Source organism: Tepidiforma sp., assembly GCF_034432735.1.
Lineage (GTDB): Bacteria > Chloroflexota > Dehalococcoidia > Tepidiformales > Tepidiformaceae > Tepidiforma.
The window spans coordinates 23155-42115 of the sequence record NZ_DAOUBJ010000071.1; the positions used below are offsets into that span (position 1 = coordinate 23155).

Below are 18961 nucleotides of genomic sequence, written 5' to 3' on the forward strand. Positions count from 1 at the left end.
CTAGGGAGGTTCCGGATGGGTATTGGTGTAGGGTTCGGAGTGACGGGGTTTCCGTTTTCGTCTGCGCGGGCGTTCGGAGCCTGGATCGACCTGCTGGAGGAGCTGGGGGCGGACTCGGTGTGGTTCAGCGAGCGGCTGGTGTCGCTTTCGCCGACCCTGGAGCCGATGGCGGCGATCGGGTTTGCGCTCGGACGGACGACGCGGTTGAAGGCAGGGATGAACGCAGTGGTCGTCTCGCTGCGCGATCCGCTGGTGCTGGCCAAGGAGTGCGCGACGCTGGACTTTTTGAGCGGGGGACGCTTGCTGCCCGCCTTCGGGGTTGGCGATGAGCGGGCCCCGGAATGGCGGGCAACGGGCCGCGACCCGCAAGGGCGGGGAGCGCTGGCGGACGAGGCGCTGGAACTGATGGTTCGGCTGTGGAGCGAGGAGCGGGTGACATTCGAAGGTCGTTTCTTTCGGTACCGGGATGCTTCGATTTCGCCGCGGCCGGTTCAGCAACCACTTCCGTTGTGGGTCGGGGGGAGTTCCGAGGCGGCCATCCGACGGACGGCACGGGTCGGGACGGGTTGGTTGGCGGGGTTGCAGACGCCCGAGCAGGTCGGTCCGGTGATTCGCGCTATCAAGGCCGCGGCCGCGGAGTTGGGTCGGACGATCGACGAGGACCACTACGGGGCGGGTTTTGCCTACCGGTTCGGGCGCCTGGAGGATCCGCCGGTGCAGCGCCAGCTCGCGGCGCTGAGCCGGCTCCCAGGCATCGGGGATCCTTCGCGCCTGGTGGCGGTCGGCGATGCCGAGCTGATCGCTGGGCGTTTTCGGGAGTTCATCGCGGCTGGGGCCTCGAAATTCGTGGTCCGCCCTATCGCGGAGGGCGATGCCGACTTGGAGGTGCAGACGCGGCGGATGCTGGAGGAGGTTGTGCCGCGGCTAGCGACCGCGAGCGTCAGCGGGGAAGGGGCACGAGCCTGATCCAGAGTTCGGGCTCGTCGGGCATGTCGCGAACGAAGGTTCGGTCGGCGACGAAGAGTGCGACGGGGCCTTCGGCATCGGCGATGACCACGGTACGGGGTCGTTGCCAGGCGGGAATCTTTTCGTTCACGAAGATATCGGAGATTTTGCGCAGGTAACCGCGCCAGCGGAGTCGGTCACCGGGTTGGAGGGACCGGGCGCGGAGCGCGCCGCGGAGGTTCGCGCGGCCGAGTGCGGCGACGGGGGCATGCGGCGCTGGTTCGAGGGGCGTTGCTGCGACGTCGACCCGCCAGGTGCCGGCTCGCCGGCTCCCAGGGACTTCGAGGAGCACAGGTGGGATTGGGTCGGGCGGCTCGAGGGGTGGTCCGATGCGGACCTTGGCGGCCGAGACATCGACGACGAGGTGGCCGAAGGCGACGCTGCCGGTCCCTCGGGTGAGGATGGCACGGAGGTTTTGGAGGCGGGTGCGGTTGATGGCGGGTTCGCGCTGGAGGAGGGCTGCCTCGCGTTCGACGACGAGCGCGAGTGCTTCGCCGGGCAGATCGGCGAGTACGGCGACGGGGAAGATGGAACCGAGGGATCCGCGCTCTTCGGGGCGGGCTTCGTAGGAGCGGTGTTCGATGAGGGCGAAGGCTTCGCGTGCGCTGGTGGCGAGGCCGACGAGGGCCTCCTCGATGGATGGGTTGATGGTTTTGAGGCGAGGGAGGAGCTCTGCCCGGAGGCGGTTGCGCAGGAACGAAGGGTCGCGGTTGGAGGCGTCGGACCGTGGGTGCAGCTGGAGTGCGGTGCACACGGCGAGGGTATCCTGGCGTCGAAGGGACAGAAGGGGGCGGAGCACGACTTGTCCAGGGCTGCCGGGGAGTGGGCTGGTGGGAAGCATGCCGCGGAGCCCGCGCACGCCGGACCCGCGGAGGAGGTGGAGCAAGACGGTTTCGGCCTGGTCGTCGGCAGTATGGCCGGTTACGACTGCATCGCAGCGTTCTTTCTCGGCGGCGAAGGCGAGGAACTGGTAGCGCATGGTTCGTGCGGTTTCTTCGATGCCCCGGTGTTGGCGCGCCGCGACCTCGCGGACGGGGCCTTCTCCGGTGATGGCTTCGAGGCCGAGTGCGGCGGCGTGCTGACGGACGAATTCGCGGTCGGCTGCGGATTCGGGGCGAAGCTGGTGGTCGAAGTGGGCGACGAGCAGCTCGTACCCGAACTGTTGGCGCAGCGCGAGGAGGAGGTGGAGGCACGCGAGGGAATCGGGGCCGCCGGAGACTGCGACGAGGAGGCGGCGACGGCGTCGGAAGAGGTGCTCGGATTCGGCGAAGCGGGCGATTCGCTGGAGGGCGGCACGGACGGCCGCCGGTGAGCGGTGCGGTCCCGATTCGACGGTTTTGGCGCCAGGGTATGGCGCCCAGCCGGCGGCAGGGTGCGTCACGTCAGCGGGGGAAGAGCCGTTGCCACCAGGGGCCGGCTGGTTGTTCCTGCTCGTCGGCTGGGGGGCTGATGACGACAAAAGGAATTTCCCCTTCTCGGATGTAGCCGTAGCGGCGGCGGGCTTCTTGTTCGACGTAGGCGTCGGAGGCGACGTAGGCGCGGACGGCTTCGAGGTAGGCTTTCTGTTCTTGGAGTTGGGCGAGTTGACGTTCTTCGGCGGCGCGGGTATCGGCGAGCTGCTGGGAGCGGTAAAGGCCGAGCGCGGCGGTATAGAGGAAGTAGCCGCCGATGGCGAGGCTGGCGATGATGACGAGGCGGGAGCGGCTGACGAGGGGCGGTGCCATTGTCAGGTGGAGACGCTACGCGCGGGGCCGGCAAGGTTCAAGGTGGATTCGAGGTGGCTCGTGTCGTTGAGCGCCTGGATGGCTGCGCGGCGGTGCTGAATGGAGATGGTGGTGATGGAGGCAAGGTCGAGGCGGAAGTTGCGGAAGTTGACGATGGGGATGCCGAGGAGGAGGCACACGAGGACGCGGAGGGTGAAGTTGTGGGAGACGATGACGAGGACGCGTTCTGGGCCGTGGATGAGGTCGGCTGCGAGGGGCTCGAGGCGGGCCGCCAGGTCGGCGAGCGATTCGCCGCCGGGCATGCAGACGCTGGTCGGGTCGTCGCCGGACCAAGCGGCGAAGAATTCGGGGAAGCGTTGGCGAATTTCGGGGTAGGTGAGCCCTTCGGTGATGCCCACGTCGAGTTCGGTGAGCTCGGGCAGGATTTCGACTGGGAGGCCGTGGGGGGCGGCGATGGCGCGTGCGACGGCGAGGGCACGCTGAAGCGGCGAGGTGGCAATCTCGTCGAGCGGGACGCGTTCGAAGCGACGGGCGAGGGCGGCTGCCTGCTGAATTCCGAGGGGAGAGAGGGGGACATCGGCGCGGCCGAGCCCGCGAGCCTCGGCGTTATGGTTGGTTTCTCCGTGGCGGACGAGGTAGATGAGGCTCATGGGGCGTCCTCGTCGCTCGGCTGGAGGGGTGCCCAGAGCCGGGCGATGAATGGGCGAAAGCCGAGGGCGGCCCAGAAGCGGGCGGCGTCCTGGTCGGCGGCGAGGACTGGCATTTCGAAGTGGCGTACGCCGTCGATCGTGGCTGCCCAGCGGGCGACTTCGGCGACGAGGGTTCGGGCTATGCCGCGGCGGCGGAAGGGCGGTTCGACCCAAAGATAGCCGATGGTGGCATGGCGTTCGGGCAGTCTGTCGGGCCCGGCCGATTCGATAGCGCCGCTGATGAACCCGGCGAGCTCGGCTCGGGCGGTTTCGGCGACGAGGACGATGGTAGATTTCCGCTGGAGGTGTGTGTGGAGGGCCACGGCGAACTGTTCAGGGTCGATGGGAGCGAGGGTGATTCGCCGGTCGATCTTTGCGTTATGTTCACGCGCGCGCTGCCAGAGGGGGAAGAGCTGGTCGGCGTCGGCTGGGACGGCGCGGCGGACACCGAAGGCGGTCAGAGGTACTGGCCGTAGCGACGCCATAGCTCCCTCGCTGGCGAACGGTCGTCGAGGACGATGCCCGTCCGCACGAAGCTCTGCGGCTCGAAGCCGGGGAAGAGCGCCGCCAGTATAGCCTCCGGACGTGCAGTTATGTGCTGGTCGCTTTGGAGGCGCATGGCCAGTTCGGTTCCGCCGTCGATGGGGCGGGTGGTGAGCCAGGCGGTTGCGGCTCGGAGGTCGTAGGTTCGCTCTCGTTCTCCGCGTTCTTCGCGCCAGGTGAGGGTATCGCTGGCGAGAAAGGATTCGGCGCGTTGACGGGCGTCGGCGGGGTCGAGGCCGGGCACGATGACGCGGTAATCGGACCAGAGCATGGCGGCTTGGGGCTGTGGGGCTCCGAGCGGGACCTCGCGGGCGCCAACGAGGGAAAGGTCGTCGGTGGCTTGTTGCGCGAGCCGGGCTTGGAACTCGGCGGGGTCGATGCGGCCGTCGAGGATGACATCCATGACTTCGCGTTCGGCGGTGAAGCCGAGGGGAAGGGGGGAGGCGAAGAAGAGCTTGGGGTGGGGGGTGAATCCTTGCGAGTAGGCGAGCGGGAGGCCGGCGCGGCGGATGGCGCGTTCCCAGTAACGGAGCACGTCGAGATGGGAGATGTATTTGACGCGTTCGCCTTTGCGGAACCAGGTGCGAATGCGTTGCTGACTGCTCACGGGTTGGATGGTAGCACGGGGCGGTGTCAACTCCGTGGGAGGACGAGGGCGGCGAGCTCTTCGGCGGCGGTGTGAGGGTCGAGCTGGCGGCTGGCGATACGGCTGGTGAGGGTTTCGATGACGGCTTCGGGCGCAGCCTTGCGGATCTCTTCGAGGAGGAGCTGTTGGGTGATGGCGAGGAGTTGGTGGCGGGCGTCTTCGGAGCGGTGGGAGGCGAGCAATCCGGAGGATTCGAGGTAGGCGCGGTGTTCGTCGATGGCGTCGGCGAGGGCGGCGAGGCCTTCGTTTCGTGTGGCGGTTGTTTTGAGGATAGGCGGCCGGCGCTGGTCGGCGGGGGAGAGGGCGAGGAGGGCTTGGAGCTGGCTGACGAGGATATCGGCACCGGGGTGGTCGGCCTTGTTGACGACGAGGATGTCGGCGATTTCGATGATGCCGGCTTTGAGGGCCTGGATGTCGTCGCCGGTGCCTGGGTTGTTGACGAGGACGGTGGTCATGGCGGTGCCGGCAATTTCGACTTCGTCTTGGCCGGCACCGATGGTTTCGATGATGACGTAGTCGAAGCCGAACGCGTCGACGACGGCGACGACGTCGGCGATGGCGGGTGCGAGGCCGCCGAGGGCGCCGCGGCCGGCCATGGAGCGCATGTAGACGCCGGGGTCCATGGTGACGTCCTGCATGCGGATGCGATCGCCGAGGAGGGCGCCATGGGTGAAGGGGCTGGAGGGATCGACGGCGATGATGGCGACGGTTTTTTCGCGCCGGCGGAGCTCGGTAGCGAGGGCGCCGGTGAGGGTGCTCTTGCCGGAGCCAGCGCCGCCAGTGATGCCGACGATGTGGGCGCGCCCGGAGTGGGGATAGAGGGCGCGGACGTAATCGCGCCCTTCGAGGGTGCCGTTTTCGACGCGGGTGATGATGCGGGCGAGCGCGCGGCGGTCGCCCGCGAGGAATCGCTGGACCAGCTCGTCCACGGTTATTTCTTCACGTTGTCGTAGACGAACTTGACGATGTCCTGTGTGTTCGTCCCGGGGCGGAAGATGGCTTTGAAGCCGAGTTTTTGGAGTGCTTCGGTGTCTTCTTCGGGGATGATTCCTCCGCAGAAGAGGAGGACGTCATCGAGGCCGCGTTTTTTGAGCTCTTCGACGACGCGGGGGAAGAGTTCGAGGTGGGCGCCCGAGAGGATGGAGAGCCCGACGACATCGACGTCTTCTTGGAGGGCGGCCTCGGCGATCATTTCTGGCGTCTGACGGATACCGGTGTAGATGACCTCGCAGCCGCCGTCGCGGAGGGCGCGTGCGACCACTTTGGCGCCGCGGTCGTGGCCATCGAGCCCTGGCTTGGCGATGAGCACGCGGATTTTGCCGGTTGCGGTTGCTGTCGACATGGCTCCCCTCTGGAGGTGGTGGTTCCGGTAGTCGTTATGGTAGCGATCTAGCCGCCGCTCCGCTGGATGAGTTGGAGATTGACGCCGTGGGAGGATTTGGGGGAGACGAAGGCGACGCCGTTCGTGGGGTCGCTGACGCGGTAGCCGAGGCTGCGGAGGTGCTCGACGGCGGCGACGAGATCGTCGACTTCGATGGAGAGGAGGTACTGGCCTTCGCCGCGCTCGCGGGCGAACTGGGCGACTGGGCCCTGGTCGGTGAGGGGCTGGATGAATTCGAGTGCGCTGTCGCCGATGGGCATGAAGGCGTTCTCGATGCCGAGGGCGGGGAGTTTGCCGCCCCGTGTGGGGTCGACCTGAAGGCCGAAGTGTCGGGCGTAGGTAGCGGTGGCTTCTTGGATGTTCTTGACGACGATGCCGACGTGGTCGATGCGCAGGGCTTTCATGGCTGGGCTCCTGGGCCGGTGGTGGAGATGGCGTTGTATTGGATGATGGCAAAGGGCACGCCGGAGGTGCCGGACTTGATGGTGGCGATGAGGGCGCCGGGCTGGACGGCGGGCCGCGGTTCGCCGACGTCGTAGCCGAGCGAGCGGAGGTGATGGACGGCGGCCTGAATGTTCTGCACGGCGAGGACGATGCCCCAGAGGCGAGCTGTGACTTCGGCGATGGGATCGGGCTCGGGGGGCCCGGCGAATTCGAGGACGATCTCCTGGAGTTTCGCGAAGGCGAGCTGGGCGCCGGTGCCGGGCCTCGTCATGGTTCGCTTGATTTCGAGCCCGAGGTTTCGGCGGAATGTTTCGGCGACCACCCCGGAGTTGTTGGAGGTGATGACGATGTGGTCGATGTGGGTGGCGCCGATGCCGGTCATATCAGTGGGTGTGCTGGCCTTGGATGGGGGTGGCGAATTCGACGAGGACGCCGTGGTTGGATTTTGGGTGGAGGAAGCAGATCATGCCCGCGAGGCCGAGGCGGGGAGCCTGATCGATGAGCTCGATGCCTTTTTCGCGGGCGGCTTCGAGTTCTTTGGCGACGTCGTCGGATTCGAAGCAGATGTGGTGCATACCTTCGCCGCGGTTGGCGAGGAAGCGGGCGACGCCGGTGTCGTCACGGGTGGGCTCGAGGAGTTCGATTTCGGAGTTGCCGATCTGGAGGAGGACGCCACGGACACCTTGGTCTTCGATGACTTTGTCGGCGGTTACGGGGAGGCCGAGGGCGTCGCGGTAAAACTCGAGTGCTTTATCGGCGGAATGGACGACGATGCCGACGTGATGGATTTTGGTGAGCATGGTGGCGGGCGGTACCTCTCAGGATGTGGCTTCTTCGATGATGGACTGGGCGCCGGTACGACGAGCGCCTTCCATGCCGGCGAGGCGCGCGGCGATGGCGTGCCAATGTTCGCGGTCGTGGTCGATGACGGCCGTCAGGAGTTTGCGATACCTGGAGCCTTCGTCGACGAGCTCTTCGTCGGGGACGTTGGCGAGCTCTTCGAGGAGGCGGTGGCGACCGTCTTTGAGCTGGTCGAGGACGGAGAAGAAGTCGAGGCTGCGCTTGCGCTCGACGTGTTCGCGATTCCATTCGTCGAGGCGGGAACGATTGAAGTCGTAGAGCTCGGGGCGGCGGCCTTCGCGGAGTTCGCGGATGGCGGTGACGACTTCGGCCTCCCAGCTGGCGACGTGGCCGACGATGTCTTTGACGGACCATTCGCCGATGAAGGGGCGTTCGATATCGCGGATTCGGCAGGTTTCGATGTTGCGGATGAGCTGGTTGCGCTCGAGTTCGAGCTCGGCGAGGAGGCGTCGCCGTTCGTCGGCGCGGGTGCGGATATCGTCGTCGCTCATTAGATGAACACCGGCTCGCGCTGTTCGCCCCAGACTTTGCGGAGGCGGTGGCTGATTTCGCCAAGGGTGACGCGGTGTTCGACGGCTTCGATCATGAGGGGGAGGAGGTTTTCGGTGCCTTGGGCGGCGTGTTCGATGCGGGTGAGGAGGTGTTCGACGGCGGCGTTGTCGCGGTTGGCGCGGAGGCGGCGAAGCTTTTCGACCTGGCGCTGGCCGATGGCGGGGTCGACGCGGAGGATTTCGGGGTGCTCTTCTTCGGCGACGACGAATTCGTTGACGCCGACGATGATGCGCTCTTTGTTTTCGACCTGCATTTGGTAGCGGTAGGCGGCTTCCTGGATCTCTTTTTGTTGGAAGCCTTTTTCGATGGCAGCGAGGGCGCCGCCCATGTTATCGATGGTGGCGATGTAGTCGCGTGCTTCGGCTTCGAGGCGGTTGGTGAGGTCTTCGACGAAGTAGGAGCCGCCGAGGGGGTCGATGACATCGGCGACGCCGCTTTCGTAGGCGAGGATCTGTTGGGTGCGGAGGGCGATCTGGACGGCCTTTTCCGTGGGGAGGGCGAGGGCTTCGTCCATCGAGTTGGTGTGGAGCGATTGGGTGCCTCCGAGGACGGCGGCGAGCGCCTGGACGGTGGTGCGGACGATGTTGTTTTCGGGCTGCTGGGCGGTGAGGGTGGCGCCGCCGGTCTGGGTGTGGAAGCGGAGCATTTGCGAGCGCGGGTTTTTGGCTTGGAAGCGGTCGCGCATGATGTGGGCCCAGAGGCGGCGGGCGGCGCGGAATTTGGCGACTTCTTCGAGGAAGTTGTTGTGACAGGCGAAGAAGAAGCTGAGGCGCCCTGCGAATTCGTCGACATCGAGGCCGGCGCCGATGGCGGCTTCGACGTAGGCGATGCCGTTGGCGAGGGTGAAGGCGATTTCCTGGGCAGCGGTGCAACCGGCTTCGCGCATGTGGTAGCCGGAGATGGAGATGGTGTTCCACTGGGGGACGTGATCTTTGCAGTAGGCGAAGATGTCGGTGATGAGCCGCATGGACGGCTTGGGGGGATAGATGTAGGTGCCGCGGGCGATGTATTCCTTGAGGATGTCGTTCTGAACGGTGCCGCCGAGTTTTTCGGGTGGGACGCCCTGGTGTTTGCCGACGGCGACGTAGAGGGCGAGGAGGATGGCGGCGGTGGCGTTGATGGTCATCGAGGTGGTGACCTGATCGAGCGGGATGCCGTCGAAGAGGGTCAACATGTCCTCGATGGAGTCGATGGCGACGCCGACTTTTCCGACCTCGCCGGCGGCCATCGGGTCATCGGAGTCGTAGCCGATTTGGGTTGGGAGGTCGAAGGCGACGGAGAGGCCGGTTTGCCCCTGGGAGAGGAGGTAGCGGTAGCGCTGGTTGGATTCTTCGGCGGTGCCGAAGCCGGCGTACTGGCGCATGGTCCAGAATCGGCCGCGGTACATCGTGGGTTGGATGCCGCGCGTGAAGGGGAATTCGCCGGGGAATCCGAGTTGGTGGACGGGGTCCCAGCCATCGAGGTCTTCCCAGGTGTAGATGGGCTCGATGGGCATGCGCCCGGTGGTTTCGAAGGAGGGCTGGCGCTCGGGTGTGCGTTGGACGGTTTTGGCGTAGGGGCCCTGCAGCCACTCGCGCTTGGTGGTGATTGGCATGCTCGTGCGACTCCGGGGACGCTTGGGCGCGTTCTGGCGAACGGCGGTGCAGTCTCCGAAGTATAGGAGCGGCCGGCGCGGGGCGGCAAACGGCAGCGGGGCGGGCCTCAGGGGTCGCGGGTGTCGCGTGCCTTTTCGCGCAGGCGCTGGAGGCGCTCCTCTTCGAAATCCACGATCGGACGGACGATGGCGAGGCGGCGCCGCCGTTCGTGGAGTTCGTCGTCGTAGGTGTGGATGCGCAGTGCGTGTCCCATATGTGGATGTTCGGCTGGCCATGGGGGTTGGGCAATGCGGGATTGGCCCGATTTGCGGCGGTGGTGGTTGGCAGGACCATGCGGGACGCATGGAGGGGGACTTGGGGTATGCGAGGGGCAATGTTAGGGGCTTTACCTCTTGACAAATGGCCATATAATCTGCGCCACCATCCGGCTGGGTGCCGGTGAAGGTTTGGATGAGATTAGGGAAACGATGGCGGAATCCACGGCGCGCCGATTCCTGAGCTGTCTGTTGGTGGCAAGCGATTCGCTGGAGACGCGCGCATTCGTGCGTGCGCTGCATGCCGGCGGGCTGGCGGTGCTCGAGCGGGAGCCGGGTGAGTCGGCGCTTCGGATGGCGGAGTCGGGGGAGTTCGATATCGTGGTGCGGGCGTTCGACGGCGATGGGGTGGCGGGGCTGGTGGACGTGGCGCGGCTGGGGACGAGCGGACGCCCGGTGGTGGCGGTGTTTTCGGAAGCGAGGCCGGAGCTGGTGGCAGAGGCTTTCGCGGCGGGGGCGGATGCCTGTATGGAGCTGGGGGCCGATGCACGGGTGATTGTGGCGCAGGTGCACGCGGTGTTGCGGCGGGCCGGCGCGTATGCTGCAGCGGCAGTTGGTGACTGCGGGGTCCTTCAGGTCGGGGACCTGGTGGTCGATTGTGATCGATGCGAGGTGCAGCGCGGGGGGATGGTGGTCCCGCTGACCGCTGCGGAGTTCCGGATTGTGGAGTTCATGGCCCGCAACTGTGGGCGGGTGCTGAGGCCCCACGAAATCTTGAACGCCGTATCGGACGAGTACCGCTATCTTCCTCGGGAAGCACAGGACGTGTTCAAGGTCTACGTCCGCCGAATTCGGCGGAAGCTCGAGCCAGATGAAGAGCAGCCGCAGTACCTCGTTACGGTGCGAGGGTTCGGCTACCGGCTCGAGGGCGGTCGGCAGCGGGTGATGCCGGCGGCGCGGGAGGCCTGAGGCGCGCCCACGGCTCCCGGGCGCTGGCCTCCCTGGAAGGTTGACGTGGGAGAGCACGACGACGACGCTGAGGATGTGATCCTCGAGCGCCTGCAGGAAGCGGCTTCGGGCGATGCGACGGTGCGCCAGCTTCGTCGGCGGTACGACCTGCTGCGACAGGACTACGAGCGGCTGCTGGATAGGTTGGGCGAGTTGGAGGAGCGGCTGCACGCGGCATCGCGCGGGAGCGAACCGGCGTCGGGGGTTGCTGGCACGCTGGCCGAGGCCATCGCGGCGCCACTGCTGGAGCTGAGGAAGGAGTACCTGGCGGCAGCGGCGAGCATCGCGCAGGTGGTGGCCGGGCTGGAGGGGCTGGCCGGGGGGCTGAAGGGCCAACACCACGCCCGTGGGGCCGGGGAGGAGGCGGCTCCGAGCGGTGGTGGGGAGCGGGTGGAGCCGCGGAGCCGGCGGGTACAGGTGGACGTGCGGGGGAGCGGGTTCGGGGAGCTGTTGGACTTTCAGGAGCGACTTTCGACGCTGCCTGGCGTGGCCCGTGTCTCGATCAACGCCATCGATAACGAGCGGGCGACGTTGATCGTGGAGCTGGAGCGGACGGTGTAGCTGGCGCTCGGGTAGACTCTGCCGCGTCCCGGCTGCGGCCGGACGGAGGCCCGGATGGATATCGAACGGTTCAATGCGGAGTGGCTTCGGGCGTGGACGGAGAAGGACGTGCCGCGGTTGCTGGAGTTCTACGCCCCGGATGTGGAGTACCGGGATTCGCAGGTGCCGATGGGACTGAAGGGTTTGGCGGCGCTGAGGGGGTATCTGGAGGGGCTATTCGCGGCGACGCCGCCGATGGCGTACGAACCGGACGAGGTGTGGCCGCTTCCGGGGGGCTACTGCGGTCGCTGGTATTGTACGATCTCCTTGCCGGACGGCTCGAAGAAGCGGATGCGGGGTTTCGACCTGGTGGTGCTCGACGGCGACCGGATCGTGTTCAACGAGGTGTACACGCACGCGTTGCCGTAGCGGCGATTCAGCCCTGCCTGAGCTGCCGGAAGAAGGTGATGACGTCGGCGGCGAGGAGGGCAGGTTGTTCGAGGGCTGCGAAGTGGCCACCGCGCGGCATTTCGGTCCAGTGGACGATGTTGAACCGCTGTTCGGCCCAGTGACGCGGGACTCGCCATGGCTCGCGGGGGAAGACGGCGACGCCGGTCGGGACTTCGACGCGCGGGTAGACGAAGCCGGCCGGGTCGCGGCGGGCTTCGTAGTAGATGCGCGCTGCGCTGGCGATGCTGTTGGGGGCCCAGTAGAACATGAGGTTGGTGATGAGGACGTCTTTGGGGAATGTTTTTTCGATGTGCTCGCCGATGTCGGCCCAGGTGTGGAACTTTTCGATGATCCAGGCGGCGAGTCCGGCGGGGGAATCCGACTGGGCGAGGGTGAGGGAATCGGGCTTGGTGCCCTGTACGAGGGAGTAGCCGGTTTCGTTGGCCTGGAAGGCTTCGCGATCGGCGATGCGCCGGCGGTCGTCGTCGGTGGGATTGGCGGGTGGCTGGACAAAGAGGAAGTTGAGGTGGGCGCCGACGACGTGTTGGGGGTAGGCGGAGGCCATTTTGGCGGAGACGATACCGCACCAGTCCCCGCCTTGGACGCCGTACTGGTGGTAGCCGAGCTCGCGGGTCATGAGGGTGTGGAAGGCTGCGGCGATGCGCGAGATGCCCCAGCCGCGCTGGCGGGGTTTGCCGCCGAAGCCGAATCCGGGAAGGGAGGGGATGACGAGGTCGAACGCGTCGGCGTCGGTGTGGCCGTGGGCTGCGGGGTTCACGAGGCGGTCGATGATGAAGTAGAACTCGAAGATGGAGCCGGGCCAGCCGTGGATGAGGAGGAGGGGGAGGGCGGCGGGTTTGCCGCTGCGAATGTGCCAGAAGTGGATATCGACGCCGTCGATTTCGGCGAGGAAGCCGGGATGACGGTTCAGGTGGCCTTCGTGGAGGCGCCAGTCGTAGCTTTCGGCCCAGTAGTCGCAGAGCTGGCGGATGTAGGTGAGGTTGGCGCCGTAGTCCCACCCTGCGTCTTCGAACTGCTCGGGCCAGCGGGTGCGTCGGAGGCGATCACGAAGGTCATGAAGGACTTCGTCGGAGACGTGGATGGTGAAGGGGCGGATGCTCATGGCGGGGAATGATACTGCCCGGTGAGGCGGGATGCCTTGACCAGTCTGCGAGAGTGAACCTAGCATGAGGAGCCAGCGCTGAGGTAGCTCAGTTGGTAGAGCACGGCACTGAAAATGCCGGTGTCCTCGGTTCGATCCCGAGCCTCAGCACCAGTGAGTCGTGGACGCGGGCCCGGCAGTGTGCCGGGCCTGTCGCGTTGGTGGACGAGGCCTCGCTTGGGCGAACGGGGAGCGGCGCCTGATCTCTCCCGGGCCGGAATCAGTCCATACCCGCGCGGACGACGCGATTGCCGCGGCGACGGTAAGCGATTCTGCACCCAAGAGCGCGGCGTGTGCATGCTGCAGCCTCGTGCGCAGCATCCGCAAAAGAATTCCCGTTCAGCGTCCTTACTGGTCTTCTCCAAATCCAACTGCCGCTTGGTCCCGCCGACCTCAACACCAGCCTCATCCATGGTGACCATCCACCCTGTCAAGAAGCGGCGGTCACCGAGGGCATCGAAGCCATGTTCCGGGAGGAGCCGTTCATGTCCCGCACCTGGGTGGAGGCGAACAAGCGGCTCGGAAGTGAGAAGCCGGCCCTGGAGAAGCAGATCGGGAAGATCGAGGCGCAGGCCGCAAAACACAAGCGGCGATGGACCGCTACTTCGAGGCCTTCGAGGCGGGGACGTTCCAGGCCGAGCTCTGCAACGAGAAGAAACGCGACATTCGCACCCGCCTGGAGGAGCTGGAAGCCGGGAAGCGGGACCTCGAGGCCCGGCCCGAGCGACAGGAGCTGCGGGCCCTCGACCGGGAGACGTTCGCGGCGCTGGTGAAGAACTTCGAGAGGGTGCTATCCGACGACCCGGCCCCCCAACGAAGCACATCGTCAGCCAAATGGTGAAGAAGGTGCTGGTCCTGGATCGACGAACTGTGGAGGTCTGGTGCGGGTTGTCGAACCCCCAGCGGTTCGAAGATTGGAACGAATGGCTCCCGGCACCGGGGGAAGACCCGAACATTTCTGACGTTTAGCGTCCTCGCCACGGCTGACCGTCGCAAGCGCCGTGCCCGCTGGCGGGCGGTGATTCAGGCGGGAGCGTAAGCGTAGGGCACCGTGCCCGATGCCCAACGGCCAAGCACGGCTTCCCCAGCGATGCGAGAGGCAGCTACTGGAGCATACCGGGCTTGCCAGTGAAGCTCCTACTGAGGCGCCTGCTCACCGACCGCGGAGCAAGACGTAATCCGGAGCGCCTTTTCGATACGGCGCCGCGGACGGAGGACGCGCTGGAGTCGAAACACGTCCGACACATGCCCTTCAATGAACCCTTGCATAGGGAACGGCTCCCTATGCTGCACGAGGGGGTCCAGTCTGAGCTTCCGCTCCGGCCTGGTGTTGGTGTACTTGCCGGCACCCACCAGCTCCACGCCATCTCCCGACTCCAGATCCGGTACCAGGAGCGTGAACTTGCCTGTCGCGCGCACGTTCCCCGCGCTCTTGAAGATCCCGTCTCCCACATACTCCGGCCACGAGAGCACACCGGTAGCTGGGTTCAGCGTGAGGAACCCTGCTGGCCCTCCGCGATGGGCGACATCCGGCCCGCCATCGGGACTGATGCTGGCTAGGAATGAGGTTTCTGCCCGCGCCAGCAGATCGGTCAGCCACGGGTCATCGAGGGCTATCCGGTGGCGTGACTCAGGTCCCAGCTGGGGCGGTTCTCCCAGAGATAGGGATGGAGCGATGTACTTGCGGCAGAGGGTGAACGTTTCTGACGCCGTCAACTCGTTGGTACTGCCCTGCCTGGCCATGACGCCGTTGAGCCGTGCCCTTCGCGCCCGGGCCATGCTGATGGCCAGCCCCCCACATCGGCCCAGCGGAAGACGATCCGATATGGCGGCAGGGAACCGAAGTCTCACATCCGGGCCATCGACGACTTCCACAAGCGGGGGCGCGCCCGAGAGCACTGAGAAGCGTAGCGTCTCCGCCTCGACAAGGGTCGCCAGGAGAATGAGATCAGCATCGTGGGCGAACTCGGCGACCGGGCCCACCCAGTGGGCTAGCTTCTCGGCGACATGCGTCGTCTTCGCCTCCTCCTGGATGGACCGCTGGCCCGCGTGATATCTGAGGGGTGGCATGGAAGCTGCTCCTCGGTCAGGGCCTACCCGCCCTTGGCGTATTTGCTGGCGCCATACCAGTCGACCACGACGACTGGTTCGTCGCCGACGACCCAAGCGTCGTGGCCCTTAGGCAGGGAAGTCACGTCCCCAGGCCCGGCGATGAACTCCGTGCCGTCGTCCATCCGGATCGCAAGCCTGCCGCTGATGTGATATTGGAAGTGCGGCGCTTCACAGCTAGCCGTGCCGGCGATGGGCTTCACGTCGTTCGACCAACGCCAGCCAGGCTGGAAGATCAGCCGGCCCACCTGGCCGCCCCCGAGGTTCAGGATCTCAGCCCGGCCATTTGGAAACTCCCTGACCTCATCCGGGGTCTGAAAGGCCTTGTGCTGCGTCTCTTGCACGGTGCTCTTCCTCCTCTCGCGCTTTCGAGGGACGCTAATCTACTAGTAGGTAGATGTCAAGTGGGCTCCCATGTAAAATTTGACTTGTATGGCAAGAAAGCCGCAGCAGTCACGCTCCAATACACGCACGCGGATCCTCGACATCGCCGAAAGGCTGGTTCAGCGTCGGGGCTTCAACGGGTTCAGCTACGCAGACATCGCTGCCCAGCTTGGCATCACCACCGCCACCCTCCACTACCACTTTGCCGGCAAGGCAGAGCTGGGGCGGGCACTTATCGCGCGGTACACTGGGCGCTTCATGGACGAGCTGGCCAGCATCGATGCCCGTTTTCCTGACGCTCGCGCCCGGTTGGAGGCTTATGCCAACCTCTACGCCGCCATCCTGCAAGAGCAGCGCTTCTGCCTTTGCGGCATGCTGGCGGCCGAATACGAGACCCTACCGAAGCCAATGCGCGAGGCGGTCATCGAGTTCTTTGACCAGAACGAAGCCTGGCTTATCCAAGTCCTGGGGCTGGGACAGAAACAGGGTACAGTGCGCTTCACCGGCTCCGCAGCCGACGCTGCGCGAATGGTCATGGGTGCTCTTGAAGGCGCAATGCTCGTCGCGCGACCCTATGGCGAGGTTAGGCGCTTCAGGACCGCAGCAGCCCAGTTGCTGATGAGCCTCGCCAAGACGACCCCTGTGGAGTCCTAGGCTGGAACATATGTTTTGTGATGGCTCCCCGGCGAGGATTCGAACCTCGAACCTAGCGGTTAACAGCCGCGCGCTCTACCGTTGAGCTACCGGGGAACAGGGTGAGTTTCTGACGGCGGAGCGGGATGCGCAACCGGTTTTTCCCCAGTGGCTTGCGAAGAGCGCCCAGACATCGATGGCTCGGCGGGAGGATGGAACGACCGCCGGCGGGGAGTCACTTGCGCCCCCAGGTGGATCCCCCCGCCGGCGGCCGTGGTTGGAGTGTGCTGGGACCGGCGAAGCTTTTCACCGGGTTTGGGCAAGGCGGCCGTAAAATGCCGGAAAACTCCCCAAGGCGGTCCCCTTCGTGCCAGTACCTGTCGTCGGGCTCATCGGCTGTGGCCATATTGGACGGTTCCATTCGCGCAATCTGCGGGGGGCGATTCGCGCGGGCGTCGTGGAGGCGCGTTATCCAGCGGTGTGCGACCGGGACCGGGCACGGGCCGAAGCATTCGCGGCGATCACGGGCGCCGAGTTCGTGACGGACGAGCCGGAGGAGTTGCTCTCCTTCCCGGGGCTGACGGCGGTGTACATCTGCACGGAGACTGCGGAGCACCCGCGCCTGGTGGAGGCCGCGGCTGCGCGAGGGCTCGACGTCTTTTGCGAGAAGCCGCTGGCACGGACGCTCGAGGAGGTGGAGCGGATGGTGGAGGCGGTCGAGCGAGCGGGGATCGTCAATCAGGTGGGGCTGGTGTTGCGGTATTCGCCGGTCCTGACGGTTCTCGCGGATTTGATGCGCGACCCGAGCCTCGGCCCATTGCTGACGGCGCATCTGCGCGACGATCAGTTTTTTCCGGTGCGCGGGCACTACCGCAGCACTTGGCGGGGAAGCTTCGAGCGTGCTGGCGGCGGCACGTTGATCGAGCATTCGATCCACGACGTGGATGTGTTCCGATGGCTGTTCGGGGATATCGCTGCCGTGCGGTGTCATACGAGGGAGGCGACGCCGGGGCACCCGGGAGTCGAGGACGTGGCTCTGGTGACGTTTCAGCATGTGGGCGGCCACCAGACGACGCTGACTTCGGTGTGGCATGGGCTCGACGACCGTCCTTCGACGCGCTTTCTGGAGGTGTTCTTCGAAGGGGGGTATTTCGCGACGGAGCACGATTTTCTGGGCCCGATCCGTGTGCAGGGCCGCAGCGGGCCGGTGCGCGAGCTGGGCGCGGAGGAGGTTTTCGAACGGTACGTGGAGCTCGCCGGGTTGGACGCGGGCTCGGCGGAGCTGGCGAGGGTGGGGATGATGGAGGATGTGGCGTTTTTGCGGTGCGCGGCGACGAGGGCGCCGGCGTTCCCCGATTTTCGCACGGCACTGGTAGCGCATCGGGTGGTGGATGCGTGTTACGTGAGCGCGAGGGAAGCTCGCGAGGTGGCGCTCGCATAGCCGGACTCGTCAGCTATCGGTCTTGGCTATGGGTTGGAGCGAATGACCGTTTACCCATCGATACCGATCGGCTACGATAGGCCGGATTCGGCCCGTATCGGTGCCAGACCCGCGAAGGGACGGGCCGAGTGCCCGCCCGAGGAGCAAGGAATGACGACGGAAACGCTGAAGGACCTCTACGAAGTCGGCGAGATGCCGCCGCTCGGCCACGTGCCGAAGAAGATGTATGCGCAGGTGATTCGGCAATCGCGATTCGGGCAGCCGACCCAGGCGTTCCAGGTCGAGGTCATCGACGTCCCGGAAATCGGTCCGGACGATGTATTGGTGTACGTGATGGCGGCGGGGGTGAACTACAACAATGTCTGGGCTGGCCTGGGCGTGCCGATCGATGTGATCGCTGCGCGCCAAAAGGAAGGGCAGCCGTGGGACCACCATATCGGCGGTTCTGATGCCTCGGGGATCATCTGGAAGGTCGGCTCGAATGTCACGAACTGGAAGGTCGGCGACGAGGTAGTGATCCACTGTGGGACGTGGGATGTCCACGCGCCGGAGATCAAGGCGGGGCTCGATCCGATGTATCACCCGAGCTACCGCATTTGGGGCTACGAGACGACGTGGGGGTCGTTCGCTCAATTCACGAAGGTGCAGGCGCACCAATGCATGCCGAAGGCGCCGCACCTGACGTGGGAGGAGGCGGCCGCTCCGACCCTGGTTGGGGCAACGGCCTACCGGATGCTGTTCGGCTGGGAGCCGCATGTCGTAAAGGAGGGGGACGTGGTGTTGGTGTGGGGAGGTGCGGGCGGCCTCGGCTCGATGGCGATTCAGTTGGCGGCGCAGGTGGGTGCGAAACCGGTCGCGGTGGTGTCGAGCGAGTCCAAGTACGACTTCTGCATGAAGCTGGGTGCAGTCGGCTGCATCAATCGGAAGGCATTCGATCATTGGGGCCGGCTGCCGGACTGGCAGGACAACGAGGCGATGGCGAGATTCACGGCGGGCGCGCGGGCGTTCGGTAAGGCGATTTGGGATATCGTCGGCGAGCGGAAGAACCCGCGGATCGTGTTCGAACACCCGGGTCAGGACACCATTCCGACGTCGATCTTCGTATGCGATACGGGCGGGATGGTGGTGATTTGCGCGGGAACGACGGGGTACAACGCGGATGTGGATCTGCGTTACCTGTGGATGCGGCAGAAGCGGCTGCAAGGTTCGCACTTCGCGAACGACGAGCAGGCCTACGCGTTCAACGACCTCGTCGTCGAGGGGAAGATCGATCCCTGCCTTTCGAAGGTATTCCGGTTCGAGGACACGGGTCTCTGCCATCAGCTGATGTACGAGAACCGCCACCCGGACGGGAACATGGCGATCCTGGTGGGCGCGCGGCAGGAAGGTCTCAAGACGCTGAAGGCGTCCTGAGGCGCGCGACGATTCGTACGGACACCGACGTCGTACGTGCCCGGCCAGGCTTGGCCGGGCACGTACGTTAGGCGCCCCCGGAGTCGCGGTCATGGCGATTCCGGCGCTTCCACTTCGACGGTTGGGA

At 65.8% G+C, this 18961-nt stretch carries 24 protein-coding genes and 2 tRNA genes; 9 read left to right on the plus strand and 17 right to left on the minus strand.

Annotated features, from left to right (window positions below; translation table 11 throughout):
* Positions 1-15 precede the first annotated feature (15 nt).
* Positions 16-966, plus strand: coding sequence for an LLM class flavin-dependent oxidoreductase (locus VAE53_RS07010; RefSeq protein WP_322818652.1), 951 nt, complete (start codon positions 16-18; stop codon positions 964-966).
* Here VAE53_RS07010 and tilS read toward each other — a convergent pair.
* The 13 genes from tilS to VAE53_RS07075 all read right to left on the minus strand — a co-directional run bounded on the left by tilS (position 941) and on the right by VAE53_RS07075 (position 9693).
* Positions 941-2386 (minus strand): tRNA lysidine(34) synthetase TilS, encoded by a 1446-nt coding sequence (gene tilS, locus VAE53_RS07015; protein WP_322818653.1) that lies wholly within the window; start codon positions 2384-2386, stop codon positions 941-943. The two genes, VAE53_RS07010 and tilS, sit on opposite strands and share 26 nt — an antisense overlap.
* Position 2387: 1 nt before the next feature.
* Entirely contained in the window at positions 2388-2729 is a 342-nt protein-coding gene (locus VAE53_RS07020) for a septum formation initiator family protein (RefSeq protein WP_322818654.1), read from the minus strand.
* Positions 2730-2731: 2 nt separating this feature from the next.
* Positions 2732-3379: a histidine phosphatase family protein gene (locus tag VAE53_RS07025; protein ID WP_322818655.1), complete on the minus strand. Its 648-nt coding sequence runs from the start codon at positions 3377-3379 to the stop codon at positions 2732-2734.
* On the minus strand, positions 3376-3903 hold the full coding sequence (locus VAE53_RS07030) for a GNAT family N-acetyltransferase (protein ID WP_322818656.1): 528 nt from the start codon (positions 3901-3903) through the stop codon (positions 3376-3378). The genes VAE53_RS07025 and VAE53_RS07030 overlap by 4 nt, the downstream gene beginning before the upstream one ends.
* Positions 3876-4568, minus strand: coding sequence for a TIGR03936 family radical SAM-associated protein (locus VAE53_RS07035; RefSeq protein ID WP_322818657.1), 693 nt, complete (start codon positions 4566-4568; stop codon positions 3876-3878). Before VAE53_RS07035 ends, VAE53_RS07030 begins: the two co-directional genes overlap by 28 nt.
* A 26-nt stretch (positions 4569-4594) precedes the next feature.
* Entirely contained in the window at positions 4595-5536 is a 942-nt protein-coding gene (meaB, locus tag VAE53_RS07040) for a methylmalonyl Co-A mutase-associated GTPase MeaB (protein ID WP_322818658.1), read from the minus strand.
* Positions 5537-5538: 2 nt separating this feature from the next.
* On the minus strand, positions 5539-5949 hold the full coding sequence (locus tag VAE53_RS07045; protein ID WP_297676836.1) for a cobalamin B12-binding domain-containing protein: 411 nt from the start codon (positions 5947-5949) through the stop codon (positions 5539-5541).
* Between the two features lie 47 nt (positions 5950-5996).
* The gene (locus VAE53_RS07050) at positions 5997-6392 is read right to left on the minus strand and encodes a VOC family protein (protein ID WP_322818659.1); all 396 of its coding nucleotides are present in this window, start codon (positions 6390-6392) and stop codon (positions 5997-5999) included.
* A complete protein-coding gene (locus tag VAE53_RS07055; RefSeq protein WP_322818660.1) occupies positions 6389-6814 on the minus strand; it encodes a VOC family protein in 426 nt (141 codons plus the stop codon). The genes VAE53_RS07050 and VAE53_RS07055 overlap by 4 nt, the downstream gene beginning before the upstream one ends.
* A gap of 1 nt (position 6815) precedes the next feature.
* On the minus strand, positions 6816-7232 hold the full coding sequence (gene mce, locus VAE53_RS07060) for a methylmalonyl-CoA epimerase (RefSeq protein ID WP_322818661.1): 417 nt from the start codon (positions 7230-7232) through the stop codon (positions 6816-6818).
* Positions 7233-7250: 18 nt separating this feature from the next.
* Positions 7251-7784 carry a maleylpyruvate isomerase N-terminal domain-containing protein gene (locus tag VAE53_RS07065; protein WP_322818662.1) on the minus strand — a complete coding sequence of 178 codons (534 nt, stop codon included), beginning with the start codon at positions 7782-7784 and terminating at the stop codon, positions 7251-7253.
* The gene (locus tag VAE53_RS07070) at positions 7784-9439 is read right to left on the minus strand and encodes a methylmalonyl-CoA mutase family protein (RefSeq protein WP_322818663.1); all 1656 of its coding nucleotides are present in this window, start codon (positions 9437-9439) and stop codon (positions 7784-7786) included. The genes VAE53_RS07065 and VAE53_RS07070 overlap by 1 nt, the downstream gene beginning before the upstream one ends.
* Before the next feature lie 107 nt (positions 9440-9546).
* Positions 9547-9693 carry a hypothetical protein gene (locus VAE53_RS07075; RefSeq protein WP_322818664.1) on the minus strand — a complete coding sequence of 49 codons (147 nt, stop codon included), beginning with the start codon at positions 9691-9693 and terminating at the stop codon, positions 9547-9549.
* 214 nt (positions 9694-9907) lie between these two features.
* Between VAE53_RS07075 and VAE53_RS07080 the strand changes: the two genes are divergently transcribed.
* From VAE53_RS07080 to VAE53_RS07090, 3 genes are read left to right on the plus strand one after another with little or no spacing between them, the layout of a single operon-like run.
* Positions 9908-10663, plus strand: coding sequence for a response regulator transcription factor (locus VAE53_RS07080; protein ID WP_322818665.1), 756 nt, complete (start codon positions 9908-9910; stop codon positions 10661-10663).
* A gap of 45 nt (positions 10664-10708) precedes the next feature.
* A complete protein-coding gene (locus VAE53_RS07085) occupies positions 10709-11263 on the plus strand; it encodes a hypothetical protein (protein WP_322818666.1) in 555 nt (184 codons plus the stop codon).
* A gap of 54 nt (positions 11264-11317) precedes the next feature.
* Positions 11318-11671 (plus strand): nuclear transport factor 2 family protein, encoded by a 354-nt coding sequence (locus tag VAE53_RS07090; RefSeq protein ID WP_322818667.1) that lies wholly within the window; start codon positions 11318-11320, stop codon positions 11669-11671.
* 7 nt (positions 11672-11678) lie between these two features.
* Here VAE53_RS07090 and VAE53_RS07095 read toward each other — a convergent pair whose 3' ends face one another.
* Positions 11679-12815: an epoxide hydrolase gene (locus VAE53_RS07095; RefSeq protein WP_322818668.1), complete on the minus strand. Its 1137-nt coding sequence runs from the start codon at positions 12813-12815 to the stop codon at positions 11679-11681.
* 77 nt (positions 12816-12892) lie between these two features.
* Here VAE53_RS07095 and VAE53_RS07100 point away from each other — a divergent pair.
* Both VAE53_RS07100 and VAE53_RS07105 read left to right on the plus strand, forming a co-directional pair.
* Positions 12893-12968, plus strand: a tRNA-Phe gene (locus VAE53_RS07100).
* A 478-nt stretch (positions 12969-13446) separates the two neighbouring features.
* On the plus strand, positions 13447-13695 hold the full coding sequence (locus VAE53_RS07105) for a hypothetical protein (protein ID WP_322818669.1): 249 nt from the start codon (positions 13447-13449) through the stop codon (positions 13693-13695).
* A gap of 296 nt (positions 13696-13991) precedes the next feature.
* On the opposite strand, the gene VAE53_RS07110 is transcribed toward VAE53_RS07105, so the two are convergent.
* Together VAE53_RS07110 and VAE53_RS07115 are read right to left on the minus strand one after the other, a co-directional pair.
* Positions 13992-14924 carry a pyridoxamine 5'-phosphate oxidase family protein gene (locus tag VAE53_RS07110; protein ID WP_322818670.1) on the minus strand — a complete coding sequence of 311 codons (933 nt, stop codon included), beginning with the start codon at positions 14922-14924 and terminating at the stop codon, positions 13992-13994.
* 23 nt (positions 14925-14947) lie between these two features.
* Positions 14948-15307: a cupin domain-containing protein gene (locus VAE53_RS07115; protein ID WP_322818671.1), complete on the minus strand. Its 360-nt coding sequence runs from the start codon at positions 15305-15307 to the stop codon at positions 14948-14950.
* An 88-nt stretch (positions 15308-15395) separates the two neighbouring features.
* Between VAE53_RS07115 and VAE53_RS07120 the strand changes: the two genes are divergently transcribed.
* Complete coding sequence (locus VAE53_RS07120) at positions 15396-16001, plus strand: TetR/AcrR family transcriptional regulator (protein ID WP_322818672.1); 606 nt, start codon at positions 15396-15398, stop codon at positions 15999-16001.
* A gap of 21 nt (positions 16002-16022) precedes the next feature.
* Here VAE53_RS07120 and VAE53_RS07125 read toward each other — a convergent pair.
* Positions 16023-16097: transfer RNA gene (locus tag VAE53_RS07125), tRNA-Asn, on the minus strand.
* A gap of 250 nt (positions 16098-16347) precedes the next feature.
* Here VAE53_RS07125 and VAE53_RS07130 point away from each other — a divergent pair.
* A complete protein-coding gene (locus VAE53_RS07130; RefSeq protein ID WP_322818673.1) occupies positions 16348-17421 on the plus strand; it encodes a Gfo/Idh/MocA family oxidoreductase in 1074 nt (357 codons plus the stop codon).
* A 150-nt stretch (positions 17422-17571) separates the two neighbouring features.
* A complete protein-coding gene (gene ccrA, locus VAE53_RS07135; RefSeq protein WP_322818674.1) occupies positions 17572-18834 on the plus strand; it encodes a crotonyl-CoA carboxylase/reductase in 1263 nt (420 codons plus the stop codon).
* Positions 18835-18961 lie beyond the last annotated feature (127 nt).